The organism is Teichococcus coralli (genome assembly GCF_009829925.1).
GTDB classification, from domain to species: Bacteria; Pseudomonadota; Alphaproteobacteria; order Acetobacterales; family Acetobacteraceae; genus Pseudoroseomonas; species Pseudoroseomonas coralli.
This window is the reverse complement of the sequence record NZ_SNVJ01000005.1, coordinates 280,348-303,752: the sequence shown is the minus strand read 5'-3', so window position 1 is coordinate 303,752 and position 23,405 is coordinate 280,348. Positions and strand designations below refer to the sequence as shown.

Here is a 23,405-nt window from a genome sequence, read left to right as displayed (position 1 = left end):
GGGCGCGAGGCTGGAAACTGCGGCGAGCCCGGAGTAAGGGCAGCCGCAACGCGACGGGAGGACGGCTTGAGGGGGCGTGAAGTCCCCGTGGGTTGCCGCCCCGTAATCCCGCCTTTATAGCCCGTGTCATCGCCAGAGAGGTTGCCAGTCTTGGCCAGCGTCGCTCCCCTCCCCGATCTTGCTCAGAACCCCGCGCTGGCGGCACAGGCGAAGATCCTCTCCCTGCCGCTGACGGAACTCCGGCGGATGGCGGATGCCATTCGCGCGCTTGCCATGGACGCGGTCGAGCAGGCCAAGTCCGGCCATCCCGGCATGCCCATGGGCATGGCCGACGCCGCGACGGTGCTGTTCAGCAAGTTCCTCAAATACGACGCCGCCGACCCGCGCTGGCCGGACCGCGACCGCTTCGTGCTCTCCGCCGGCCACGGCTCCATGCTGCTCTATTCCTGGCTGCACCTGTCCGGCCATGCCGGCATCGGCATCGAAGAGTTGAAGCGCTTCCGGCAGCTACATGCCGTCGCGGCCGGGCACCCGGAGTTCGGTGAGCATCCGGCGATCGAGACCACCACCGGGCCGCTCGGGCAGGGCTTCGCCAATGCCGTCGGCATGGCCCTCGCCGAGCGCATCCTGGCCGCGCGCTTCGGCAAGAGCCTGGTGGACCACCGCACCTGGGTGATCGCCGGCGACGGCTGCCTGATGGAGGGCATCAGCCACGAGGCGGCCTCCATCGCCGGGCACTTTCAGCTCAGCAAGCTGACCGTCCTGTGGGACGACAACGGCATCTGCATCGACGGCGACGTCGGCCAGACCTGCTCGGACGACATGCTGAAGCGCTTCCAGGCCTATGGCTGGGCGGTGAAGCGGGTGGACGGGCATGACCCTGTGGCGGTCGAGAAGGCGCTGGAAGCCGCGACCCGCAGCCGCAAGCCGACGCTGATCGCCTGCCGGACCATCATCGGCTTCGCCGCGCCGAACAAGGCCGGCACCGCCAGCACCCATGGCAGCCCGCTGGGCGGCAGCGAGGTGGCGGCGGCCAAGGAGGCGCTGGGCTGGACCAGCGCGCCCTTCGAGGTTCCCGAGGACATCAAGGCCAACTGGGAGACCGCCGGGCGCCGCTCCGCCGGCACCCGCCGCTCCTGGCTGAAGCGGCTGGCGAACCATCCGCAGAAGGCCGATTTCGAGCGCGCCATCGCCGGCCGCCTGCCGGAGGGCTGGCACGAGGCCAGCGCCGCGCTGCGCGCCAGGATCGCCGAGGACAAGCCGAAGGTCGCCACCCGCGTCGCCAGCCAGCGTGCGCTGGAGGCCCTGGTGCCGGCGATCCCGGAGCTGATCGGCGGCTCGGCCGACCTCACCGGCTCGAACAACACCAACGTCAAGGGCTTCGGTCCGATCACACCGAGCAACTTCGCCGGCCGCTACGTCCACTGGGGCATCCGCGAGCACGGCATGGCCGCTGCCATGAACGGCCTGGCGCTGCACGGCGGCATCATTCCCTATGGCGGCACCTTCCTGGTCTTCGCCGACTACATGCGGCCCTCGATCCGCCTCGCGGCGCTGATGCGCCAGCGGGTGATCCATGTGCACACGCATGACAGCATCGGCCTGGGCGAGGACGGCCCGACCCACCAGCCGGTGGAGACGCTCGCCAGCCTGCGGGCCATCCCGAACCTCTACGTCTTCCGTCCGGCGGACGCGATGGAGACGGCCGAGTGCTGGGAGCTGGCGGTGCAGCGCGCCGACGGCCCCTCGGTGCTGGCGCTCTCCCGCCAGAACCTGCCGGCGCTGCGCCAGGAGGCGGGCGAGAACCGCGCGGCCCGCGGCGGCTACGTGCTGGCCGAGGCGTCCGGCCCGCGCCGCGCGACGCTGATCGCCACCGGCTCGGAGGTGCAGATCGCCATGGCGGCGCGCGCCACGCTGGAGGCGGAAGGTATTCCGACCGCGGTGGTCTCCCTGCCCTGCTGGGAGCTGTTCGCCCTGCAGGACGAGAGCTACCGTGAGGCCGTGCTGGGCGAGGCCCCGCGCGTCGGCATCGAGGCCGCGCTCGGCTTCGGCTGGGAGCGCTGGCTTGGCCGTGATGCAACCTTCATCGGCATGACCGGCTTTGGCGCCTCGGCTCCGGCAGAAGACCTCTATCGTCACTTCGCCATCACGGCCGAGGCGGTCGTCGCCGCCGTCCGCCGCAAGGCCGCCTGACCCAATTCGCACAACCATCAGGAACGAGAAGGGAACGACACCATGGCTGTTAAGGTCGCCATCAACGGCTTCGGTCGGATCGGGCGTCTGGTGCTGCGCGCCGCCTGCGAGGCTGGCCGCGACGATGTCGAGTTCGTCGCCATCAACGATCTCGGCTCGGTCGAGGCCAACGCCCACCTGTTCCGCTACGACAGCGTGCACGGCCGCTTCCCCGGCGAGGTGATCGTCGAGGGCGACAGCATCACCATCAAGGCCCACGGCAAGACCTGGGGCCCGATCAAGGTGACGGCCGAGCGCGACCCGACCAAGCTGAAGTGGGACGGCGTGGACATCGCCGCCGAGTGCACGGGCATCTTCACCGCGCGCGAGAAGGCGCAGGTGCTGCTCGGCACCGGCGCGCGCAAGGTGCTGATCTCCGCCCCCGGCGAGGGCGCGGACAAGACCATCGTCTACGGCGTCAACCACAAGACGCTGACGGCGGAGGACAAGATCGTCTCCAACGCCTCCTGCACCACCAACTGCCTGGCGCCGGTGGCCAAGGTGCTGCACGAGAAGTTCGGCATCGAGCGCGGCTACATGGTGACGATCCACGCCTACACCGGCGACCAGAACACCGTGGACACGCTGCACAAGGACCTGCACCGCGCCCGCGCCGCCGCCGTCTCGGCCATCCCGACCTCGACGGGCGCGGCCAAGGCCGTCGGCCTCGTGCTGCCGGAGCTGAAGGGCAAGCTGGACGGCACCGCCATCCGCATCCCGACGCCGAACGTTTCCCTCGTCTCCCTCGACTTCGTGCCGGGCAAGACCGGCCTGACGAAGGACGAGATCAACGCGGCGATGAAGGCGGCCTCCGAGGGCGAGCTGAAGGGCATCCTCGACTACAACACCGCGCCGCTCGTCTCGGTGGACTTCAACCACAATCCGGCCTCCTCCACCTTCGACGCCACGCAGACGCAGGTGGTCGATGGCGGGCTGGTGCGCGTGATGTCCTGGTACGACAACGAGTGGGGCTTCTCCAACCGCATGTCGGACACCGCCGCCTACTACGGCAAGCTCTGAGAACGAGGCGCAGCAGATGGCCCGCTTCCGGACACTCGATCAGCTCGAACCCGCCGGAAAGCGGGTTCTGCTGCGCGCCGACCTGAACGTTCCGGTGCGCGACGGTCAGATCTCCGACCGCACGCGCATCGAGCGCCTCATCCCCACCATCCGCGAGCTGGCCGACAAGGGCGCGCGCGTCATCGTCTGCAGCCATTTCGAGCGGCCGAAGGGCAAGCGGGTGCCGGAGATGTCGCTGAAGCCGATCGCCGCGGCGCTCGGCAACGCGCTCGGCAAGCCTGTCGCCTTCGCCGATGACTGCATCGGCCCCGAGGCCGAGGCCGCCGTCGCCGCGCTGAAGGACGGCGAGGTGCTGGTGCTGGAGAACACCCGCTTCCACGCCGGCGAGGAGAAGAACGACCCCGCCATGGCGGAGGCGCTGGCGAAGCTCGCCGACGTCTTCGTCAACGATGCCTTCTCCGCCGCGCACCGCGCCCATGCCAGCACGGAGGGGGTGGCGCGCAAGCTCCCCTCCTATGCCGGCCGGCTGATGCAGGCGGAGCTGGAGGCGCTGGACGCCGCGCTCGGCACTCCATCGCGCCCGGTGGTCGCCATCGTCGGCGGCGCCAAGGTCTCCACCAAGCTCGACCTGCTCGGCAACCTGTCGCGCAAGGTGGACGTGCTGGTGATCGGCGGCGCCATGGCCAACACCTTTCTCGCCGCGCAGGGCAAGCCGATGGGCAAGTCGCTGCAGGAGGCGGAGATGCACGACACGGCGCTGCGCATCCTCGACGAGGCCAAGGCCGCCGGCTGCGAGGTGCTGCTGCCCGAGGACCTCGTGGTGGCCGAGGCCTTTGCCGCCAACGCGCCGAGCCGCACGGTCGCGGTGGACAACGTGCCGCCGGACATGATGGCGCTCGACGTCGGGCCGAAGACGGTGGCCAGCGTGGAATCCCGCCTGAAGCGCGCCTCCACGCTGGTCTGGAACGGCCCCTTTGGCGCCTTCGAGATCCCGCCTTTCGACACCGCCACGGTGCAGGTGGCGCAGATGGCGGCGGGGCTGACCACCTCGGCCGGGCTCAAGACCATCGGCGGCGGCGGCGACACGGTTTCCGCCCTGCGCCACGCCGGCGTGGCGGACCGCATGACCTATGTCTCCTCCGCCGGCGGTGCCTTCCTGGAATGGCTGGAAGGCAAGACGCTGCCCGGCGTCGCGGTGCTCGAAGCCGCCTGAGGCGCTTCACCAACCCCCGGCCTGGTGACAGGCCGGGGGTTTCTTCTTGCCGCGCCGGAGCCATGGCCTGCGCGCATGGCAGCCCGAAAACATGCCCGGCCAGGGGTGGCGTGGTGGCGGTATTGGCGCCACATTCCGCCGGACTCTGAAGCATGAGGAGACGTTGCGATGTACAATGACGTCCTGCTCCACATCGACGGCCAGTGGCGCGCCGCGACCGGCGGCCGCACCATTCCCGTCCTGAACCCCGCGACCGAAGAGCAGATCGGCACCGTGCCGCACGCCTCCGAGGCGGATCTCGACGAGGCGCTGGAGGCCGCGAAGCGCGGCTTCGCCACCTGGAAGAAGGTTTCCGCCTTCGAGCGCTCCAAGCTGATGCGCAAGGCCGCCGACCTGCTGCGCTCGCGCGCCGACTCCATCGCCCGCCTGATGACGCTGGAGCAGGGCAAGCCCCTGCCGGAGGCGAAGATGGAGGTGATGGCCGGCGCCGACGTCATCGACTGGTTCGCCGAGGAAGCCCGCCGCGCCTATGGCCGCGTGATCCCGGCGCGCGCCGAGGGCGTCTATCAGCTCGTCATCAAGGAGCCGGTCGGGCCGGTGGCGGCCTTCACGCCCTGGAACTTCCCGATCAACCAGGTGGTGCGCAAGCTTTCCGCGGCGCTGGCCACCGGCTGCTCCATCATCGTCAAGGCGCCCGAGGAGACGCCGGCCTCCCCGGCCGAGCTGATCCGCTGCTTCCTGGATGCGGGCCTGCCGAAGGGCGTGGTCGGCCTGGTCTACGGCGTGCCGGCGGAGATCTCCTCCTACCTGATCCCGCACCCGCTCATCCAGAAGGTGACCTTCACCGGCTCCACCCCGGTGGGCAAGCACCTGGCCGAGATGGCCGGCAAGCACATGAAGCGCGCGACCATGGAGCTGGGCGGCCACGCCCCGGCGATCGTGTTCGACGACGCCGACGTGGACCTCGCCAGCAAGACCCTCGCCGGCAGCAAGTTCCGCAACGCCGGCCAGGTCTGCGTCTCGCCGACGCGCTTCCTGGTGCAGGAGAAGGTGTTCGACCAGTTCGTGGACAAGTTCGTCGGCTACGCGAAGTCGCTCAAGGTCGGCAACGGCCTGGAGGAAGGCGTGCAGATGGGGCCGCTGGCGAATGACCGCCGCATCCCCGCCATGGAGGCGCTGGTCGCCGACGCCCGCCAGAAGGGCGCCGAGGTCCGCACCGGCGGCAACCGCATCGGCAACAAGGGCTACTTCTACGAGCCGACGGTCATCACCGGGCTGACGCGCGAGATGCGCGCCATGAACGAGGAGCCCTTCGGCCCGATGGCGCTGATGGTGCCGTTCCGGGAGTTCGACGAGGTCGTCGAGGAGGCGAACCGCCTTCCCTACGGCCTGGCCGCCTACGCCTTCACCAGGTCGGCCAAGACGGCGAATGCCGTCGCCAGCAAGGTCGAGAGCGGCATGATGACCATCAACCACCTGGGCCTCGCCCTGCCGGAAGTGCCGTTCGGCGGCATCAAGGACAGCGGCTACGGCTCCGAGGGCGGCTCGGAGGCAATCGAGGCCTACCTCATCACCAAGTTCGTCTCGCAGGCCGGCCTGTAAGGCCGCCTTCAGGCAAAGAAGAAGGCCGGGGGATCGCTCCCCCGGCCTTTTTTCGCGCCCTTCCGGATGGCTCAGGCGCCGGTGGCCTTCTCGCGGTCCGCCAGGATCTTGTCCACGCGGCGGCCATCCATGTCCACGATCTCGAAGCGCCAGCCCGACCAGACGATGCGGTCGCCCTCGCGCGGCACGCGCTGCAGCAGGGCCAGCATCAGCCCGGCGACCGTGTGGTAGGTGCCCTCGCCCGGCAGCTCCGGCAGTTCCAAGCGGGATTTCAGCTCGTCGCTCGGCATCATGCCGTCCAGCAGCAGGCTGCCGTCATGCCGCTCCACCACGCCGGCAGTGGCCGGTGTGGGTGCCACGCCCAGCTCGCCGACGATCGCCTCCAGCAGGTCGGAGGCGGTGACCACGCCCTCGAAGCTGCCATACTCGTCCATCACCAGCGCCAGGCCGAGCCGGTCGGCGCGCAGCCGGTCCAGCGCGTCGAGTGCGGAGAGGTTGTCAGGCAGCACCATCGGGTTGCGCATGGCCTTGGCCATGTCGAGCGACTCGCCGGCCAGCAGCTGGTTCAGCAGGTCCTTCGCGGCGACAACGCCGACCACGTTGTCGATGCGGTCGTCCGCCACCACGAAGCGCGTCACGGAGCTGGCGCGCAGGCGCGCGGCAACCTCCTCCGCAGGGGCGCCGCGCTCGATCCAGTCCACCTCGGTGCGCGGCGTCATCAGGGCACGCACCGGCTTGTCGGCGAGGCGCAGAACGCGCTCGATCATGTGTCGCTCCTCCGTCTCCAGCGCACCTGCCTCCGCCCCCTCGGCCACGGCGGCCTTGACCTCGTCCTCGGTGATCGTCGCGGAAACCGGACGGGACGCGCCGAGCAGGTCCAGCACCAGCGCGGAGGAGCGTGAAAGCAGCCACACCATCGGCGCAGCGATGCGCGCAAGCAGCGACATCGGCGGCGCCACCAGCAGCGCTACCGCTTCCGGGTTGCGCAGGGCGAGCTGCTTCGGCACGAGTTCGCCCAGGATCAGCGAGGCATAGGTGATGCCAAGCACCACGATCCCCAGCGAGATCTCGCCGGCATAGGGCTCCAGCCCCGGCACGATGGCCAGAACATTGCCGAGCCGCCGTGCGAGGCCCTGCCCGGCGAAGGCGCCGGCCAGCACGCCGACCAGCGTGATGCCGACCTGCACGGTGGGCAGGAAGCGCTGCGGGTCCTCGGCCAGCGCCAGCGCCGCCGAGGCGCCGGTTCGTCCTGCCCGCTGGAGGCCAAGCAGCCGCACCCGGCGCGCCGAGACGATGGCCAGCTCGCTCATGGCAAAGACGCCGTTGAGCAGCACCAGCAGAAGAATCACGGCAAGCTCAAGCACGACGCCCATTGCTGCTTCAAACCCCTCGATGACGCCGCAGGGTTCTATCCGCTCCACCGGGTGCGGTCACGCCACATGGCCCCATTCCTGCCATCAAGCGGACGATCCGGTGCCGCATCGCTGGTTGAAAAGGGAGTCATCGCGCGACGCCGCAACGGCCAACGGATGTCACTCAGCCATGAATGCACGCGCTTCCCGTCTGATTTCCGCCCAAGCCCGGGTCAGCCCCGCCGGCGCGGGTGCCCCGTTGACGCAACGCGGCCACAGGGCCGGCCGGCCACATCCCGCCGGCGGCACGCCCTGGCCACGGGTTTCCCTGCATCTGCCCTTGCAGGACGTCTCGCCAGTGGAAGCCTGCGCCACGCTGGACGCGCTGGACGCGCTGGACTACCCGGCCCTGGACGTGCTGGTGGTGGACACCAGCTCCTCCCCGGCCGCGTGGGAGCCGGTGGCGGAGCACTGCGCCCGGCTTGGCCCACGCTTCCGCTTCTTCCATCTTGGCTGCCATGCCGCCGCGCGCCGGGCGGCGCTGAACTTCGCGCTGGAGGAAACATCCGCCGGCGCCGAGGTGATCGGCACGCTTGAGGCGGGCTGCGCCGTGCATGCCGCCTGGCTGCGGCGCACCGCCCCCCTGCTCTCGCGCCCCGGTCTCGGCTTCGTGCAGGGCGCCTGGACGACGCCTGGCCCGGACGCTCCTGGCTTCGAGCGCTTCGCTGCGGCCAGCCGCCCCGTCACGCTGCCGGCCGCGGCCGTGACCATGCGTCCCTCCCTGGCGCTGATCCGGGCCGAGGCGTTGCGCCTCGCCGGCGGCTGGACCGAGTCGGCCGCCGACCAGCATGCCGAGCTTGGGCTGCGCCTTCAGCGGCAAGGCTGGGAGGCGGTGCAGATGGTCGAGCCGCTCGGCTGTCCGCTGCCTCCGGCCGACCTGCCGGCCTGGGAGAAGGCGCAGGCGGCGGCGGTGCGGAGCGACCTGGACCTGCTCCGCCGCCATGCGGACGTGCTGCTGAACCCGCTGCATCCCGGCCTTTCCCCGGCACAGCGGTGGCACCTGCTCGGGCAGATGCTGCCCGCCTTCACCGACCTGCTCTGGCTGGCGTCAAGCGGCTTCGCATTGATCGCCACCCTGCTGCTTTTGCCGCTGCGGGACGCCAGCGTGCTGCCCGCCTCCCCGCTTCTGCTGGCGTCGCTTGCCCTGATGGGTGGCCGTGCGCTGGTGGCGCTCGGGCAGGCCCGGCCAGGCGCGCGCCTGCTCGCCGTGCTGGCGAGCCTGGCCGCCATGCCCCTCCGCGGCGTGACGCTAGGCCAGGCGCTGCTCGGGCGCGGAACCTGGAGGGCAGCCTGGCCAGCCCGCCTGCCAGCGTTGCTGGGGGTCGCCCTTCTGCTCAGCGTGCTGCTGGCCGGCGGAGCGGCGCTGCCCTGGGCGCTTGCCCTGGCGCTGTTGGGCCTGCCCGGCCTCGCCGCGTTGCTGGTGGGGCGACTGCCGCGCGGGCCTCTGACGGCCCCGCAGGGCCGTTACGGTTTGGCTTCCGCACGCCGGATCTCCGGCTCGGCCTTCTAGGCCGCCAGGGCGCGGTCGGCGCCGATCAGGGCCAGCCCCTCGGCGACCGAGACGAACTCGCCGCCGCTGACCACGCGCCCGGCACCGAAGCGCGCCTCGAACAACTGCCGCACTGCGGGAACCAGCGAGGTTCCACCGGTCAGGAACACCCGGTCCACGGCGGTGGGCCGCAGTCCCGCATCGGCCAGCGCCTGATCCACGGCGGCGGCGAGCCGCGCCAGGTCGGGGGCGATCCAGCGCTCGAAATCGGCGCGCCGCACCTCCTCCTCCAGCACGAAATCGCCATGCCGGAAGCGCAGCGTGGCGCTCGCCGCCTGCGAGAGCGCCGCCTTCACCCCGGAGACGGCCTGGTAGAGGGCGTAGCCCGCCTCGTCCTCCACCAACCGGATCAGGTTGTTCAGCCGCTCGGGGTGATCGCTGGCGCGCGCCACCTCGGCGATCTCGCGCAGCGTCCGCGGCGCGCGCATCAGCGAAAGGCGGTGCCAGTGGGCGAAGCTGGTGAAGAAGCTCGGCGGGACCGGCAGCGGCGTGCCCATCACGCGATAGTTGTCGCCCTTGCCCAGGCAGGGCGAGACCACGTTGTCGATGATCCGGTAGTCGAAGGCATCCCCGGCGATGCCGACGCCGGAATGGCCGAGCGGCGTCACCCTGCGGCGGGCGCCGGGCTCGAAGCGCAGCAGGGAGAAGTCGCTGGTGCCGCCACCGAAATCGCCCACCAGGACGGTCGCGGCGCCGTCCAGCCCGGCGGCGAAGCGGTAGCCGGCCGCTTCCGGCTCAAGCGCCAGATCCAGCCCATGCCAGCCGGCGCCGGCGAAGGCCGCCCGTAGCCGGCGCTCGGCCAGTGCGTCGTCCGCCGCCTCCCCGACAAAGCGCACCGGCCGCCCTGCCGTCACCCGCGCGGCGCCCAGCGGGCCGCCACCCGCCGCGCTCGCCACCAGGGCGCGGAGAAAGAGCGAGACAAGATCCTCCAGCGCAAAGGCCCGGCCGAAGATCCGCGTCTCGGTGAAGCTGCGGCTGGCCAGATAGCTCTTCATGGACATGATGAGGCGGCTGCCGAGCGGGTCGTCCAGATAGGCCTCGATGGCCCGTGGGCCGGCGGCATGTTCCAGCCGGCCGCGGGTGGCGCCGGTCTCCTGGGCCCAGAAGCAGAGCAATGACCGGAAGGTGTCGGTGGCGCCCGCCCCTGTAGCGTAGCGGAAGGTGGAAACCACGCCATCGGGCTGGCGGAGGGCAATGACGCTGTTGGTCGTGCCGAAGTCGATGCCGAGGACGTCGGGCATGGGGCAAACACTCTGGGCCGTGGCGGGCCGGGCGTTAGAGCAGATCACGCGCGGCAGGGGAATGACCCGTGGACACACGACGCTGTCTATTTTTTTACAAACTCTCGGCTTGTGAGACGCGTTAAGCTGTCGCTAGGAATTGGCGGTCACCACCGCATTGACCCGGAGGCATTCCCATGGACCAGGCCGCAGCGCTCTTCGCCTTCCCGCAGAACCCGGAGGATCGCCTGCGCCTCGCCCTGCGGCGGCTGGATGCCGCCCTTTCCGAGCAGGCCGACGCCGTCGCCCGGTTCCGCGGCTCGCTTTCCGACCTGCGCACGGCGGTCGGCGGCCTCGCCGGGCAGGTGCAGAACTACCGCGCGACGCTGGACGAGACCGCGGCCAAGGTGCGGCACACGCATGAGGCCGCCCTGGAACTCGGGCGCACGGCCGACAGGATGGCAACCCTGGCCTGACCCGGCCGGAAGGGGTAGCCTGCCGCCTCTTCAGGGAGGGCCGCGCCCTCCCGCACCGAGCAGGATTTCGCCGTGGCCCCGCACCCCTTGATCGAGACGTTCCGCGCCGCCCGCATCGTGCCCGTGGTGCGCACCAGCACCGCCGCCCATGCCGCCACCGCCGTCGCCTGGCTGCGGGATGCCGGCATCCGCATCTTCGAGATCACCATGACCATCCCGGATGCGGTTTCCGTGATCCGCGAGATCGCCTCCGATCCCGAGCTGCTGGTGGGTGCCGGCACGGTGCCGGATGCGGTCTCGGCCGAGGCCTGCATCGCGGCGGGCGCCCGCTTCCTGGTCTCGCCCTGGGTGGAACCGGCCCTGGCGGCGCCCGCCCGCAGCGCCGGCGCCTGCCTGATGATGGGCGCCCTGACGCCGACCGAGGTGCGCGCCGCCCGCGCGGCCGGCGCCGACGTGGTCAAGATCTTCCCGGCCAGCTCGGTGGGGGGCCCGGCGCATGTGAAGGCGCTGCGCTCCGTCTTCCCCGATGCCGTGTTCTGCCCGACCGGCGGCGTGGATGCGCGCAACGCCAATGACTACATCGCGGCCGGCGCCGCCTTCGTGGGCATCGGCGGCAAGCTGGTGGACGAGGGCGCGATCCGCGCCGGCGACCGCGGCGCCGTCGAGGCGGCCGCGCGCGAGGCGCTTGGAATCCTGCAGGCATGAGCGGAGCGGACATCCTCTGCATCGGCGAGCCGATGCTGGAGTTCAACCAGAACGCCACCGACGCCGAGGGTCGCCGCCTGTTCCTGGAAGGCCATGGCGGGGACAGCTCCAACGCCGCCATCGCCGCCGCACGGGCGGGCGCGAAGTCCGGCTACATCAGCGCCATCGGCCAGGACGCGCCGGGGGAGAGCTTCCTGCAGCTCTGGGCCACGGAGGGGGTGGACGCCTCCACGGTGATCCGCCGGAAGGACGCGCCGACCGGCATCTATTTCGTCACCCACGGGCCCGAGGGGCACCAATTCACCTTCTACCGCGGCGGCAGCGCGGCCAGCCGCATGACCCCGGACGAGATGCCGGAGGCGGCGATCCGGAGCGCGCGCATCCTGCATCTCACCGGCATCAGCCAGGCGATCTCCACCTCGGCCTGCGACGCCTGCTTCCGCGCCATCGAGATCGCCCGTGCCGCCGGGGTGAAGGTTTCGTACGACACCAACCTGCGCCGCGCCCTCTGGCCGCTGCCGCGCGCCGCCGCCACCATCCACGCCGCCCTGCGGCTGGCCGACATCGCCTTTCCCAGCTACGAGGACGCGGCCGCGCTCACCGGGCTGGAAGCGCCGGACGCCATCGCCGACTTCTACCTGGAGCTGACGCCGCTCGTGGTGCTGAAGCTCGGCCGCCAGGGAGTGATGGTGGCCACGCGCGAGGGCCGCAGCACCCTGCCCGGCTGCATGGTGAAGGCGGTGGACGCGACCGGCGCCGGCGACACCTTCGCGGGCAACTTCCTGGCCCGCGCCGTGCTTGGCGACTCCCCGGTGGAGGCGGCGCGCTACGCCAATGCGGCGGCCGCGCTTTCCACCACCGGATATGGCGCCGTGGCACCGATGCCGCGCCCCGACGCCGTGCGCGAGCTTCTCGCAGCATCCGCCTGAGGCTCGGCAGGGCGGCGCGGCGGTCCCGGGGATTTTCTTCGGCCTGGCGCGGCGCCCGCCACCGGGGCGGCGACGGCGCAAGCCGGAACCCTGGCCATCACGCCGCCCCGGCAAGGATGTTTCCGGCCAAACGCCGCCTTCCCCGCCGGCGCGGTATCGCGATGAGGGCCGCCTCTGGCGGCGCGAGGCGGCGCCTCAGTGCCGGGGCTGCCGCAGAACCGTGCGCGCGTAGCGTTCTCCGGAATGCCGGTGCCTGGCCAGGGCATAGCCATAGCGAACCACACCATAGCCACCCAGGCCGATGCCGAGGAGGCTGGCTCCCCAAAGCAGGGCGACAAGGATGTCCTGCGGTCCCATGTCAGGGCTGGCTTTCGTGCCTCATGGCCGGAGTATGGCCCTTCCAGATCACGAATTCCAGCCTGAGCACATAGGCGGCCGACATCAGCGCCGTGGCCAGCAGGGCTGCGCCGTAGGCGTGGAAGACGCTGGGCTGCAGGGCGGCCGCAAGCGCCGGAGGGTCCGACATCACCACCAGCCCGAACACCGCCGCATGGGCGCACTGGAAGAACAGCAGCAGCGCCACCAGCCAGCGGTTGAAGCCGCCGCTGCATTGCCAGGCCCGGTCAGGCGCGCAGGCGCGGAACAGCAGGTCCGAAACCGGCCACAGCGCTAGCGTCAGGCCCAGCGCCGAGGCCTGCGGCCCGAAGCGGACCAGCAGCTCTCCCATGTCCGCTCCCGGCACAGGCGTCCGGTAGTTGTCGCGGAAAATGACCGCCAGGGTCCCCAGGAGGCCGAAAGCCTGCGCAAGGGTCCAGCGCGCGAGGTTCTCCATCACCTCCTCCCTCCGCCAATGGTGTGCCATGCCGCCGCAGGCAGGGCAATGTTCTTGTTTTGTTCGTTATTTCACCTGGACGAGATGAAGAACCTCCCACGGAATCAACGCACAACGGCCTCAGGGTCGGGGTGATGCCGCCGCCTCGGCAGCCTGGCGCCGGACTTCCCGCCAAAGCTTCAGCTCGCGGCGGGCGTCATCCAGGGCGCGATGCACCGGCGCGCCGCTCGCCTCCACGGCGCGGCGCGCGGCGGCGAGCACCTCCTCCGCCTGCGCCTCGCCGGCGCCTCCAAGCGCCGCGGTCACAGCCTGTCGCTGCGCCTCCTCGGTGTCGCGCAGACGAAGCGCGTGGCGCGGCAGCCCGGCGGCGCGCAGCAGGCGGCTCAGCCACTGCCCGTCCCAGGAGGGCGCGGAGGCGTAGAGGTCATGGCCGGAGAGCACCTCCACCATGCGGCGGGCCACCACCTCATGCGCCGTGCCGTCCCGCCGCAGGCGCTCCAATGACAGACCGTGCACCGCCTCCGCCTCGAGGTTCCACTCCTCCCAATCCGGCGCGGGGCGGATCAGATGGCCTTCCTCCGTGCCGTCCTCGGCCGCCCAGCCGACCTCGACCGGAAAGCCGCGCTTGCCCAGGCTGCTGGCCTCGAAATCCACGAAGACGATCATGGCTGGCCTTTCTCCCTCGCCCGACCTGCAGCGAACGCCCGGACCGGCGGAAAGGTCACCAGACGCCGCCTCTCGCCGCGAAATGCACCGCAGCATGGGTGACGTCTCGCCCGAGCTGGATGACACTAGCCGCATGCCCTACGACGACACCCGGAAGAGTTCCCCCTCCGCCGCTCTCTCCGCGGCGGGCGAGGCTTTCCTGCCGGGCGGCGGCGAGCCGCCTCTCCGCCGGCAACCGCCGCTCTGGCTGCTGGTGCTGATCACGACGTCCGGCACCCTGGGCATCCACATCTTCGTGCCGGCCCTCCCGCAGGCCGGCGCGGAGCTTGGCGCCGGCAACGGAGCCATGCAGCTCACCATCAGCCTCTATATTCTCGGTCTTGCCGTGGGGCAGCTTGTCTATGGCCCGCTTTCCGACAATTTCGGGCGTCGCCCGGTGCTGCTCGGCGGGCTGACGCTCTACACCTTCGCCAGCCTCGCGGCGTTGCTGGCGCCCGGCGTGGAGTGGCTGATCGGCACGCGGCTTCTGCAGGCGCTGGGCGGCTGCGCCGGGCTGGCGCTGGGCCGCGCCATCGTCCGCGATACCTCCGAGCCGCGCGAGGCCGCCTCGCGGCTGGCGGCGCTGAGCCTGGTGGTTTCGGTGGGACCGGGAGTCGCGCCGCTGATCGGCACCAGCCTCTCCGAATGGCTGGGCTGGCGCGCGATCTTTGTCCTGCTTTGCGCCATGGGCGCCACGACCGTGCTGTTGTGCCTGCGGCGCCTGCCGGAAACGCGGGCGGGCACCAGCGGCCGCAGCGCCGCGGCCCTCGCGCGCGACTACCGGTCGCTGCTGCGCTCGCCGGCCTTCCTGGGCTTCGCGATCGGCGGCGGCTGCGCGACGACAAGCTGGTACGCCTATCTCGCTGCCATGCCGTTCATCTTCGTGCAGCAGCTCGGGCGGCCGTTGCAGGAAGTCGGGTTCTGCTATCTCCTCCTGGTCGCCGGCACCTCGGCCGGGAACCTGCTGACGAACCGCCTGGTGGCGCGGCTGGGCATCGCCCGCCTGCTGCTCTCCGCCAGCGCGCTCGGCATCCTTGGCGCATTCGTGTTCCTGGGCGGCGTGCTCAGCGGGCACCTGAACCTGCTGCTGGCGGTGGGCGGGCCGCTGCTGTTCACCCTTGGCGTCGGCATTGCGAGCCCGCTGGCGCTGACCAGGGCGGTCGGCGTGAACCCGCAGATCATCGGCTCGGCCGCGGGGCTGTACGGTTGCAGCCAGATGGCGGTTGGAGCGCTTTGCGCCTCGCTGGCGGGGGTGGGAGGCGATCCGGCCCTGGCTGCGGCGGTGGTGCTGGCAAGCGCGGCGGTGATCGGTCAGGTGGCTTTCTGGGTGGGGCTGCGCTGGGAAGCTCGCCGGGAAGCCTGAAGCCGCCCCCGGATCGGTTCCAAAAAAGGAGGCAACGCATGGGCAGCGAAGGTCAGACCACGGCATTGGCCCTGCCGCGCCCGCTGCGGAACTGGGCGGAAGCCACCTTCCATGCCCTCATCCAGCCCGCCGCCGGGCCGCAGGTCGATTTCACGCGGCCCGCCGGCGAAGCAGCGCTCGCGGCGCCGGACTCCGTGGCCTGGCAGGTGTTCCGCAACCCGGTCGCGTTGTTCGTCGGCGGCGTCGCGGCGGTCGTGCTGGAACTGGCCGAGCCCCGCCTGCGCGCCGGCGTCTGGAATCACACCAGCTTCCGCACCGAGCCGGTGCGCCGGCTGCAGCGGACCGGGCTCGCCGCGATGGTGACCGTCTATGGCGCCCGCAGCGTCGCGGAAGCGATGATCGCGCGGGTGCGGCAGGCGCACGCGGCCGTGCGGGGGCATACGGAGTCCGGCCTCGCCTACAGCGCCGACGATCCCGTGCTGCTGGACTGGGTGCAGGCCACCGCCTGCTTCGGCTTCCTCTCGGCCTATCACCGCTTCGTCCGCCCCCTGCCGCTGGCCGAGCAGGATCGCTTCTATGCCGAAGCCCTGCCTGCGGCGCGGCTCTACGGCGCGTCCGGCGCACCTGACAGCGGTGCCGGAATGGAAGCCTGCTTCGCCGCGATGCGGCCTCGGCTCGGGGCCTCACCCGTGCTGTCCGAGTTCCTCGGGATCGTGCGGCACGCGCCGATCCTGCCGGCCGGGCTGAGACCGCTGCAACAACTGATGGTGCGCGCCGCCGTGGCCGTCACGCCCCCTTGGGCGCAGGCGCAACTCGGGCTGGAGAGCCGCCTGCGGCCCTGGGAGGCTCGGCTCCTGCTCAGGGCGGGCGCAATGGCCGACCGGCTGCTGCTGGAAAGCAGCCCGGCGGTGCAGGCCTGCCGCCGCCTCGGCCTGCCGCCGCGCATGCTCCTTACGGGCCGGGCTGAAACGGCACCCTGAGCGCAACCCTCGCGCCCTGGCCGCCTTCCCTCCAACGCAGCGGAGGGACCGAGCATGGCACGTTTCATCGGGCGGTGGCTGGCGGATTCCATCCGCCTGGGCCTGGCGCTGCTCCTGGCGCTGGCCGCCATGCAGCTTCCGGCCCTGGCGCATGGCTATGTTTCGGCGCTGCAGCAGGTCGCGCTTGCCACGGAGCGGGACATCGCGGAACGCCAGGAGATCGCGCGGCAGTTCTATCGCCTTCCCCTGGCCGCACAGGAAGCAGAGGTCATGGCGCGGCTGCGCGAGGCGGAGCCCGCCAACGCGGCGGGCCTTGTTGCTTCCCGCGAGCGCATGGCGATCCTGCGTGCCACTCACGACCGGATCGCCGCCGCCTCGCCGCTGATCCAGCCCGTCCTGGCCCTGTGGGACGGGTTGCGCGACGCTCGCGCCGACAAGCATGCGATCCTCATGACCACGCTGGAGAGCCATGTGCCCGCCGTGATGCTCAGCGCCGCGCCGGCCACCTACGGTCTGGCAGGGCTGATGCTCGGCCTGCTGCTGGGGGAGCTGCTGCTCACGCCCTTCCGGCGCCGGAGCCGCCACGCCGCCTGAGCAAGCCTCTCATGGCAGCCGCGCCAAGCGTTCGAAGAGCAGATCGAAGAAGCCTTCCCGGTCCGCCACCTCGTTCAGCCAGTTGGCGTTCGCCGGGCGGTCGGTCGTGCCGAACCAGTCCACCACCGTCATGCCGGCGGTGAGCGGGCTGGCCGTCTCCACCACGACGTTGACGAAGCGCCCGGCGAAGAGCGTGGGCCGCAGCAGGAAGGCGATCACGCAGGGGTCGTGCAGTGGTGCGCCCTCCTCCTCGCGCTCGAAGGCCGGCATGCCGTCGGCGGCGGAGAACAGCGTCGCCACCGCGCGGGCGGCGGCGGTGCCGATCCGGCGCAGGCGCTCCAGGCGGCCGGCGGTCATCCGGAGCTGATGCGTCAGGTCGAGCGGCAGCAGGGTCAGCTTCAGGCCGCTTTCCAGCAGCACCGCCGCGGCCTCGGGGTCGGCATGGACGTTGTACTCGGAGGCCGGCGTCACGTTGCCCCCTTCGCTGCGGGCACCGGCCATCCAGACCACCTCGGCGATGCCGCGGACGATCTCCGGCGCCTTGACCAGCGCCATGGCCAGGTTTGTGGCCGGGCCGAGCAGGCAAAGCGTGACCTCGCCAGGCGCGGCGTCGCGCAGTGCCTCGATCAGGTGGTCCACGCCGTGCAGGGCCTGGGCCGCGGCGCGCGGCTCGGGCAGCACGAGGCCGACCAGGCCGGTCTCGCCATGCACATGCTCGGCGGTGACAACCGGGCGCACCAGCGGCCGGGCGCAGCCGGAATAGACCGGAATGTCCGGCCGCCCGCCCAGCTCCAGCAGGCGGCGCGCATTGCCCTCGGTGCGCGCCAGCGGGACGTTCCCCGCCACCGCCACGAGGGAGAGCACGTCCAGTTCCCCGGGCGAGCCGAGGGCGAGCAGGATGGCGACCGCGTCATCCTTTCCCGGGTCGGTGTCGATGATGATCTTGCGGGCCATGCCTCACCCCGGGCGGTTGTTCATGCGGTCAGAGGCCGAGATGCCGCGCGGCGAGCGCCACGCAGGCCTCGAAGAGGTCAAGAGAGTCGAAGGGCAGGTCGCGCCCCCCGCCGGGCACCAGCATCGGATGGCCGCCAGCCTGGATCAGCGCGCCCTGGATCATCAGGTTGTCCGGCAGACCGAAGCCTTCGGCGCTCAGCCCAGGGATCTCCTCGGGCAAGGCCGCCGCCTGCTGACGGCAGCGCTCCGCGAAAAGCCGTGCGCTGTTGGAATAGCCGAAGGCCGGCCGGCCGCGTCCGAGGAACCATCCCAGCTCCACCAGCGTGCCGCTATCGGCCGAGACGCCGCGGAAGGGCGTCAGGTTGGCGATGGCGATGTCGCAGCCCTCCATCATCGCGACGTCCTTGCGATAGATGGTGCGCCAGGCCTCCTCCTCCCGCATGGCCCCAAGGCTGGCCACGTCCTCGTTCAGCGGCGGGCGGCCCTCGATGCCGTAGCGGGCGCAGATCTCGACCTTGCGCCGGGCATGGGCGGGAGCGCCGGGCAGGAAGACGTCCGGCCCGGCCAGATAGGCCTTCACCGTCATGCGGCGGCCCCGGCGAGGTTGTCCGGCCCGAAGGAATGCGGCAGCAGCTCGGCCAGCGTGGCGCGCAGCAGCAGGCGGCCCTCGGCATCCACCATGCGGACCAGGGTGTCCGGCGCGGCGAACTCGCGGATCTTCTGCCGGCAGCCGCCGCAGGGGGTGCAGGGCGCGGCGCCGCCGCCCGCCACCACCACCTCGGCGATGCGGCCGCCGCCGGCCAGCGCCATGGCGGCGATGGCACCCGCCTCGGCGCAGGTGCCCTGGGGATAGGCGGCGTTCTCCACGTTGCAGCCTGCATGGATGGCGCCCTCGGCGGTGCGCAGCGCGGCGCCGACGGCGAAACGCGAATAGGGCGCGTAGGCGCGGGCGCGCGCGGCCAGGGCGGCTTCGACCAGCGGATCGGACATGGCTCAGCGCTCCTTCACATAGGGTTGGCCGCTCGCCCGCGGCGGGATGGCGCGTCCCACGAAGCCGGCGAGCAGCACCACGGTGAGCAGATAGGGCAGCGCCTGCAGCGCCTGCACGGGAAAGGCGCCGATCCCCGGCACCGCCACCCCCTGCAGCCGGATCGCCACCGCGTCCAGCAGCCCGAAGAGCAGGCAGGTGAACAGGATCGGCCAAGGGCGCCAGCCGCCCAGGATCATCGCGGCGAGCGCGATATAGCCCCGCCCGGCGACCATGTCGCGCACGAAGCCCGCCCCTTGCGCCGTGGCGATATAGGCGCCCGCGATGCCGCAGAGGACCGAGGCGACCATCACGGCGCTGTAGCGCAGCCGCGCGACCGAGATCCCGGCGGTATCCACCGCGGCGGGATGCTCGCCGCTGGCCCGCAGGCGCAGCCCGAAGCGGGTTCGGTACAGCACCCAGGCGCTGAACGGCACCAGGATGAGCGCCAGGTAGACCAGCACCGTCTGCCCGCTGACCAGCGCGGCATAGGCGGGGCCCAGCACCGGCACGCCCGCCAGCGCCGCCGCGCCCGGCAGCGTCACTGGCAGGAATCGGGCGCCGGGCGGCAGGGGCGGCGTCTGCCCGCCCTGGCTGAACCAGGCGAGGGCCAGCGTCGCGGTCAGGCCGGAGGCGATGATGTTGATCGCCATGCCTGAGACTACCTGGCTGCCGCGCAGCGTGACGCAGGCATAGGCGTGCACCAGCCCGAGCAGGCAGGCGCCGCCGATGCCCGCCACCAGCCCCAGGAGCACGTTTCCGGTAACCGCCGCCGCCGCGGCGGCGGCGAAGGCGCCCACCAGCATCTTGCCCTCCAGCCCGACATCGATGATGCCCGCGCGCTCGGAGAACAGCCCGGCCAATGCACCCAGCAGCAGGGGCGTCGCGGTACGCAGCGTAGCGGCGAGGATGGGCAGGATCAGCTCCAGCGCTACCACCGCCTCAGCCCCCTGCCCGGCCCAGCATCCGCGCCAGCGCCGGGCGCAGCATGTTGCCCAGCGCGCCGGTGAAGAGGATCACCAGACCCTGGATCAGCACCACGATCTCGGAGGGCACGTCCGGCACCTCGAAGGCCAGCTCGGCGCCGCCCTGCGTCAGCGCGCCGAAAAGCAGCGCCGCCAGCAGCACGCCGGCCGGATGGTTGCGCCCCATCAGGGCGACGGCGATGCCGGTGAAGCCGTAGCCGCCGGTGAAGCCGAGCAGCAGCTTGTGTTGCGCGCCCAGCAGCTCGTTCACCGCCACGCCGCCGGCCAGCGCTCCGGAAAGCGCCATGACGAGAATGATCATCCGCCCCTGGTCGATGCCGGCATAGGTGGCGACGGCCGGGCTCTGCCCCATGACGCGCAGCGCATAGCCCCAGGGGGTACGCCAGACCAGCAGCCAGACCGCGAGCGCCGCCAGCACCGCCAGGAGCAGCGCCAGGTTCACCGGCGCCGAGCTGGGAAAACCGAACCCCGCCAGGCCAGGCAAGGCGGACGCCGCCGGGAAGGGCCGGCTTTCCGGCGCCATCGAGCCCGGCGGGGTCAGCAGGTTGACGATCAGGTAGACCATCAGCGCCGCGGCCAGGAAGTTGAACATGATGGTGGTGATGACGATGTGGCTGCCCCGCCGCGCCTGGAGCCAGCCCGGAATGGCGGCCCAGAGCGCCCCGAACGCGGCGCCGCCGGCGATCGCCAGAGGCACCAGCAGCAGGCCGGGCAGGAAGCCGAGATGCAGCGCCGCCAGCGTGACGCCCAGCCCGGCGAGGTAGGCCTGGCCTTCCGCGCCGATGTTGAACAGGCCGCCCTGGAAGGCCACCGCCACCGCCAGCCCGGTGAAGGCCATGTTGGTGGCGTAGTAGAGCGTGTAGCCGATGGCGTCAGCCGAGCCGAGGCTGCCCATCGCCAGCGCCGTCAGCGCCGCGACCGGATCGCCGCCGGTGGCCAGCACCAGCAGCGCCGTCAGGGCGAGCGCCAGCAGCAGGTTCAGCGCGGGGAGCAGCGCCAGTTCCGCCCAGCGCGGCAGGCCGCTCACGCCGCCCGCTCCGGTGACACGCCCGCCATCAGCAGGCCGAGCCGCCGCTCGTCGGCCTCGGCGGTCGCCAGCTCGCCCATGATCCGCCCGTCGAACATCACCAGGATGCGGTCGGCCAACGCCATGATCTCGTCGAGCTCCACGGAAACAAGGAGCACCGCCTTGCCCGCCGCACGGCAGGCCAGCAGGCGCTGGTGGATGGCGTCGATGCCGCCGATGTCCACGCCGCGCGTGGGCTGCCCGACCAGAAGCACCTGCGGATCGCGGTCGATCTCGCGCGCCAGGATCAGCTTCTGCTGGTTGCCGCCGGAGAACAGCGCCGAGCGCAGCGCCGGGTCCGGGGGGCGCACGTCGTAGTCCCGCATCAGTCGCGCGGCATGGGCCGCGATGGCGGGCGGTGCGAGCAGGCCGAAGCGGCGCCAGGAGGGATCGTCCTGATAGCCGAGGATGGCGGTTTCCGCCGCGCTGGCGTTGCGCAGCAGGCCGCTCCTCAGCCGGTCCTCCGGCACGTGGCCCAGCCGCTGGCGGCGCAGCGCGGCGGGATTGAAGCCCCACCCCGGAAAAACGGTGCGGCCGCCGAGGCGGATCTCCCCCGTGGCAGGCCGCCGCATGGCCGCGAGCGTCTCCAGCAGCTCTCCCTGCCCGTTCCCGGCAACGCCGGCGATGCCGAGGATCTCGCCGCCCCGCAGCGTGAGGTCCACGCCCTTCACGCGCTCGACCCCGCCGGCATCGCGCACCGACAGGTTCCGCGCCTCCAGCAGCACCGGCCCCAGCTTCGGCGCCGGGCGGGGCGCGGGCGCGGCGAGGCGGCGGCCGATCATCAGCTCGCCCAGCTCGGCCACCGAGGTGGCGGCGGTCTCCCGATGCGCCACCATCCGCCCCGCGCGCATCACCGAGACGGCGTCGGTGACGGCCATGATCTCGCGCAGCTTGTGGGTGATCAGCAGCACGGTGCGGCCCTGCGCCCGCAAGGCGCGCAGCACGCGGAACAGGTCGTCCGCCTCCTGCGGCGTCAGCACGCCGGTCGGCTCGTCGAGGATCAGCACCTCGGCGCCGCGATGGAGCGCCTTCAGGATCTCAACGCGCTGCTGCGCGCCGACCGGCAGATTCCCGACCCGCGCATCCGGGTCCACCCGCAGGCCGAACGCCTCGCCGAGCCGGGCCAGCCCGGCGCGGGCCAGGGCGGCCCCGCGTGCCAGCAGCGGGCCGCCCTCGGCGCCGAGCATGACGTTCTCCAGCACGGTGAAGCGCTCCACCAGCATGAAGTGCTGGTGCACCATCTCGATCCCGAGGCGGATGGCGTCGCGGCTGTCGCGGATCGCCACCTCCCGCCCGTCCACCCGGATGCTGCCGGCATCGGCCTGGTAGAAGCCGTGCAGGATGGCNCGGCATCGGCCTGGTAGAAGCCGTGCAGGATGGCCATCAGCGTGGACTTGCCGGCGCCGTTCTCGCCGATGATGCCGTGGATGGTGCCGCGGCGGACCGTGAGGTCCACCGCGCGGTTGGCCTGCACGGCGCCGAAGCGCTTCTCGATGCCGCGCAACTCGATGGCGGGAGCCGCCGCTCCCTCCGCTCCAGCCATCACTGGGGGCAGGAATTGTCGCTCATGGAGTCATGCACGGCGACGCGGCCGGCGACGATGTCGGCCTTGGCTTTGGCGACACGCTCGCGCATCTCAGCCGTGACGATCGGCGCGTTGTTCTCGTCGAAGGCGAGGCCGACGCCATCCTCCGCCAGTCCGAGCACCTGCGTGCCCGGCTTCCAGGTGCCGGCGCGCGCCGCCTCCAGCGTGGTGCGGGTGGCGACGTCGAGCTGCTTCACCATGCTGGTCAGCACATGGCCGGGGTGCAGGTGGTTCTGGTTGGAATCCACGCCGATGCCGTACTTGCCGGCATCCGCCGCCGCCTGCAGCACGCCGATTCCGGTGGCGCCGGCGGCGTGGAACACCACATCCGCGCCGCGCTCGATCTGCGAGCGGGTCAGCTCCGCGCCGCGCACCGGGTCGTTCCAGGCGGAGGGCGTGGAGCCCGTCATGTTCTGCAGCACCTCGACCTTCGGGTTCACCGCGCGGGCGCCCTGCACGTAGCCGCAGGCGAACTTGCGGATCAGCGGCACGTCCATGCCGCCGACGAAGCCCACCTTGCCCGTCGCGCTCTTCATCGCCGCCATCATTCCGGCGAGGTAGCTGCCCTGCTCCTCGCGGAACAGCACGGACTCGACGTTCGGCGCCTCCACCACGGCGTCGATGATGACGAAGCTCACCTTGGGGAACTCGGCGGCCACCGCCTTCACCGCGCTCGCCTGGTTGAAGCCGACCGCGATGATCGGGTTCTGGCCGCGCCGGGCGAAGTTGCGAAGCGCCTGTTCGCGCTGGGTGTCGTTCTGCGGCTCGAACTCGCGGACGGGAATGCTGCTCGCCTTGCTGAAGGCCTCGGCGCCGTTGTGGACGCCCTCGTTGAAGGACTTGTCGAACTTCCCGCCCATGTCGAAGACGACGGCCGGGGCGATCTCGGCGGCGCGGGCGGTGCCGGCCGCCAGGAATGCGGCGAGCGCCGTCGCAAGCAGTCTGTTCATGGTGA

Annotated in this window: 23 protein-coding genes and 1 pseudogene; 11 read left to right on the top strand and 13 right to left on the bottom strand. The window is 71.6% G+C overall.

Annotated features, from left to right (window positions below):
* Positions 1-246 precede the first annotated feature (246 nt).
* The 4 genes from tkt to E0493_RS08495 all read left to right on the top strand — a co-directional run bounded on the left by tkt (position 247) and on the right by E0493_RS08495 (position 6,067).
* Positions 247-2,193 (top strand): transketolase, encoded by a 1,947-nt coding sequence (gene tkt / locus E0493_RS08510; RefSeq protein WP_235913661.1) that lies wholly within the window; start codon positions 247-249, stop codon positions 2,191-2,193.
* A gap of 42 nt (positions 2,194-2,235) precedes the next feature.
* A complete protein-coding gene (gap, locus tag E0493_RS08505) occupies positions 2,236-3,252 on the top strand; it encodes a type I glyceraldehyde-3-phosphate dehydrogenase (RefSeq protein WP_160936494.1) in 1,017 nt (338 codons plus the stop codon).
* Between the two features lie 16 nt (positions 3,253-3,268).
* Positions 3,269-4,465 carry a phosphoglycerate kinase gene (locus E0493_RS08500; protein WP_160936493.1) on the top strand — a complete coding sequence of 399 codons (1,197 nt, stop codon included), beginning with the start codon at positions 3,269-3,271 and terminating at the stop codon, positions 4,463-4,465.
* A 168-nt stretch (positions 4,466-4,633) separates the two neighbouring features.
* Positions 4,634-6,067 carry an NAD-dependent succinate-semialdehyde dehydrogenase gene (locus E0493_RS08495; protein ID WP_160936492.1) on the top strand — a complete coding sequence of 478 codons (1,434 nt, stop codon included), beginning with the start codon at positions 4,634-4,636 and terminating at the stop codon, positions 6,065-6,067.
* 71 nt (positions 6,068-6,138) lie between these two features.
* Here the strand turns inward: E0493_RS08495 and E0493_RS08490 are convergent, their stop codons facing one another.
* Entirely contained in the window at positions 6,139-7,440 is a 1,302-nt protein-coding gene (locus E0493_RS08490) for a hemolysin family protein (protein ID WP_160936491.1), read from the bottom strand.
* Between the two features lie 319 nt (positions 7,441-7,759).
* Here E0493_RS08490 and E0493_RS08485 point away from each other — a divergent pair, with 319 nt between their 5' ends.
* A complete protein-coding gene (locus E0493_RS08485) occupies positions 7,760-8,989 on the top strand; it encodes a glycosyltransferase (RefSeq protein WP_160936490.1) in 1,230 nt (409 codons plus the stop codon).
* On the opposite strand, the gene E0493_RS08480 is transcribed toward E0493_RS08485, so the two are convergent.
* Positions 8,986-10,269, bottom strand: a complete 1,284-nt coding sequence (locus tag E0493_RS08480) for an Hsp70 family protein (RefSeq protein ID WP_160936489.1) — start codon at positions 10,267-10,269, stop codon at positions 8,986-8,988. The two genes, E0493_RS08485 and E0493_RS08480, sit on opposite strands and share 4 nt — an antisense overlap.
* 176 nt (positions 10,270-10,445) lie before the next feature.
* On the opposite strand from E0493_RS08480, the gene E0493_RS08475 reads away from it, so the two are divergent.
* From E0493_RS08475 to E0493_RS08465, 3 genes are all read left to right on the top strand, one after another.
* Positions 10,446-10,724, top strand: a complete 279-nt coding sequence (locus E0493_RS08475; RefSeq protein WP_160936488.1) for a hypothetical protein — start codon at positions 10,446-10,448, stop codon at positions 10,722-10,724.
* 72 nt (positions 10,725-10,796) lie between these two features.
* Positions 10,797-11,429 carry a bifunctional 4-hydroxy-2-oxoglutarate aldolase/2-dehydro-3-deoxy-phosphogluconate aldolase gene (locus E0493_RS08470; protein ID WP_160936487.1) on the top strand — a complete coding sequence of 211 codons (633 nt, stop codon included), beginning with the start codon at positions 10,797-10,799 and terminating at the stop codon, positions 11,427-11,429.
* The gene (locus tag E0493_RS08465) at positions 11,426-12,358 is read left to right on the top strand and encodes a sugar kinase (RefSeq protein ID WP_160936486.1); all 933 of its coding nucleotides are present in this window, start codon (positions 11,426-11,428) and stop codon (positions 12,356-12,358) included. The genes E0493_RS08470 and E0493_RS08465 overlap by 4 nt, the downstream gene beginning before the upstream one ends.
* 195 nt (positions 12,359-12,553) lie before the next feature.
* On the opposite strand, the gene E0493_RS08460 is transcribed toward E0493_RS08465, so the two are convergent.
* From E0493_RS08460 to E0493_RS08450, 3 genes are all read right to left on the bottom strand, one after another.
* Positions 12,554-12,715: a hypothetical protein gene (locus E0493_RS08460; protein ID WP_160936485.1), complete on the bottom strand. Its 162-nt coding sequence runs from the start codon at positions 12,713-12,715 to the stop codon at positions 12,554-12,556.
* Between the two features lies 1 nt (position 12,716).
* Entirely contained in the window at positions 12,717-13,190 is a 474-nt protein-coding gene (locus E0493_RS08455) for a hypothetical protein (RefSeq protein WP_160936484.1), read from the bottom strand.
* Positions 13,191-13,310: 120 nt separating this feature from the next.
* The gene (locus E0493_RS08450) at positions 13,311-13,856 is read right to left on the bottom strand and encodes a 3'-5' exonuclease (protein ID WP_160936483.1); all 546 of its coding nucleotides are present in this window, start codon (positions 13,854-13,856) and stop codon (positions 13,311-13,313) included.
* Positions 13,857-13,950: 94 nt separating this feature from the next.
* On the opposite strand from E0493_RS08450, the gene E0493_RS08445 reads away from it, so the two are divergent.
* The 3 genes from E0493_RS08445 to E0493_RS08435 are packed head-to-tail and all read left to right on the top strand — an operon-like array spanning position 13,951 to position 16,832.
* Positions 13,951-15,258, top strand: a complete 1,308-nt coding sequence (locus E0493_RS08445) for a multidrug effflux MFS transporter (protein ID WP_235913649.1) — start codon at positions 13,951-13,953, stop codon at positions 15,256-15,258.
* A 38-nt stretch (positions 15,259-15,296) separates the two neighbouring features.
* Positions 15,297-16,238, top strand: coding sequence for an oxygenase MpaB family protein (locus E0493_RS08440; RefSeq protein ID WP_160936482.1), 942 nt, complete (start codon positions 15,297-15,299; stop codon positions 16,236-16,238).
* A gap of 54 nt (positions 16,239-16,292) precedes the next feature.
* A complete protein-coding gene (locus E0493_RS08435) occupies positions 16,293-16,832 on the top strand; it encodes a DUF2937 family protein (protein ID WP_160936481.1) in 540 nt (179 codons plus the stop codon).
* 9 nt (positions 16,833-16,841) lie between these two features.
* On the opposite strand, the gene E0493_RS08430 is transcribed toward E0493_RS08435, so the two are convergent.
* The 8 genes and pseudogenes from E0493_RS08430 to E0493_RS08400 form a co-directional block, all read right to left on the bottom strand.
* Positions 16,842-17,786 (bottom strand): nucleoside hydrolase, encoded by a 945-nt coding sequence (locus E0493_RS08430; protein ID WP_160936480.1) that lies wholly within the window; start codon positions 17,784-17,786, stop codon positions 16,842-16,844.
* A gap of 28 nt (positions 17,787-17,814) precedes the next feature.
* The gene (locus E0493_RS08425) at positions 17,815-18,372 is read right to left on the bottom strand and encodes a nucleoside 2-deoxyribosyltransferase (RefSeq protein ID WP_160936479.1); all 558 of its coding nucleotides are present in this window, start codon (positions 18,370-18,372) and stop codon (positions 17,815-17,817) included.
* A complete protein-coding gene (locus E0493_RS08420; RefSeq protein ID WP_160936478.1) occupies positions 18,369-18,776 on the bottom strand; it encodes a cytidine deaminase in 408 nt (135 codons plus the stop codon). The genes E0493_RS08425 and E0493_RS08420 overlap by 4 nt, the downstream gene beginning before the upstream one ends.
* 3 nt (positions 18,777-18,779) lie before the next feature.
* Positions 18,780-19,751: an ABC transporter permease gene (locus tag E0493_RS08415; RefSeq protein WP_367614472.1), complete on the bottom strand. Its 972-nt coding sequence runs from the start codon at positions 19,749-19,751 to the stop codon at positions 18,780-18,782.
* 4 nt (positions 19,752-19,755) lie between these two features.
* On the bottom strand, positions 19,756-20,826 hold the full coding sequence (locus tag E0493_RS08410) for an ABC transporter permease (RefSeq protein WP_160936477.1): 1,071 nt from the start codon (positions 20,824-20,826) through the stop codon (positions 19,756-19,758).
* Positions 20,823-22,151, bottom strand: coding sequence for an ABC transporter ATP-binding protein (locus E0493_RS08405; RefSeq protein WP_367614471.1), 1,329 nt, complete (start codon positions 22,149-22,151; stop codon positions 20,823-20,825). Before E0493_RS08405 ends, E0493_RS08410 begins: the two co-directional genes overlap by 4 nt.
* Before the next feature lie 128 nt (positions 22,152-22,279).
* Positions 22,280-22,408, bottom strand: a pseudogene (locus E0493_RS23865) (sugar ABC transporter ATP-binding protein); the annotation flags it as partial.
* Positions 22,408-23,400 carry a BMP family lipoprotein gene (locus tag E0493_RS08400; protein WP_160936476.1) on the bottom strand — a complete coding sequence of 331 codons (993 nt, stop codon included), beginning with the start codon at positions 23,398-23,400 and terminating at the stop codon, positions 22,408-22,410. The pseudogene E0493_RS23865 and the gene E0493_RS08400, both read right to left, overlap by 1 nt.
* Positions 23,401-23,405: the final 5 nt, after the last annotated feature.

Bases quoted from the DNA above. Each gene is read 5' to 3' on its own strand.
- tkt (WP_235913661.1), top strand. From the start codon at position 247: ATGGCGGATGCCATTCGCGCGCTTGCCATGGACGCGGTCGAGCAGGCC.
- gap (WP_160936494.1), top strand. From the start codon at position 2,236: ATGGCTGTTAAGGTCGCCATCAACGGCTTCGGTCGGATCGGGCGTCTG.
- E0493_RS08500 (WP_160936493.1), top strand. From the start codon at position 3,269: ATGGCCCGCTTCCGGACACTCGATCAGCTCGAACCCGCCGGAAAGCGG.
- E0493_RS08495 (WP_160936492.1), top strand. From the start codon at position 4,634: ATGTACAATGACGTCCTGCTCCACATCGACGGCCAGTGGCGCGCCGCG.
- E0493_RS08490 (WP_160936491.1), bottom strand. From the start codon at position 7,440: ATGGGCGTCGTGCTTGAGCTTGCCGTGATTCTTCTGCTGGTGCTGCTC.
- E0493_RS08480 (WP_160936489.1), bottom strand. From the start codon at position 10,269: ATGCCCGACGTCCTCGGCATCGACTTCGGCACGACCAACAGCGTCATT.
- E0493_RS08475 (WP_160936488.1), top strand. From the start codon at position 10,446: ATGGACCAGGCCGCAGCGCTCTTCGCCTTCCCGCAGAACCCGGAGGAT.
- E0493_RS08465 (WP_160936486.1), top strand. From the start codon at position 11,426: ATGAGCGGAGCGGACATCCTCTGCATCGGCGAGCCGATGCTGGAGTTC.
- E0493_RS08460 (WP_160936485.1), bottom strand. From the start codon at position 12,715: ATGGGACCGCAGGACATCCTTGTCGCCCTGCTTTGGGGAGCCAGCCTC.
- E0493_RS08455 (WP_160936484.1), bottom strand. From the start codon at position 13,190: ATGGAGAACCTCGCGCGCTGGACCCTTGCGCAGGCTTTCGGCCTCCTG.
- E0493_RS08450 (WP_160936483.1), bottom strand. From the start codon at position 13,856: ATGATCGTCTTCGTGGATTTCGAGGCCAGCAGCCTGGGCAAGCGCGGC.
- E0493_RS08445 (WP_235913649.1), top strand. From the start codon at position 13,951: ATGGGTGACGTCTCGCCCGAGCTGGATGACACTAGCCGCATGCCCTAC.
- E0493_RS08440 (WP_160936482.1), top strand. From the start codon at position 15,297: ATGGGCAGCGAAGGTCAGACCACGGCATTGGCCCTGCCGCGCCCGCTG.
- E0493_RS08435 (WP_160936481.1), top strand. From the start codon at position 16,293: ATGGCACGTTTCATCGGGCGGTGGCTGGCGGATTCCATCCGCCTGGGC.
- E0493_RS08430 (WP_160936480.1), bottom strand. From the start codon at position 17,786: ATGGCCCGCAAGATCATCATCGACACCGACCCGGGAAAGGATGACGCG.
- E0493_RS08425 (WP_160936479.1), bottom strand. From the start codon at position 18,372: ATGACGGTGAAGGCCTATCTGGCCGGGCCGGACGTCTTCCTGCCCGGC.
- E0493_RS08420 (WP_160936478.1), bottom strand. From the start codon at position 18,776: ATGTCCGATCCGCTGGTCGAAGCCGCCCTGGCCGCGCGCGCCCGCGCC.
- E0493_RS08400 (WP_160936476.1), bottom strand. From the start codon at position 23,400: ATGAACAGACTGCTTGCGACGGCGCTCGCCGCATTCCTGGCGGCCGGC.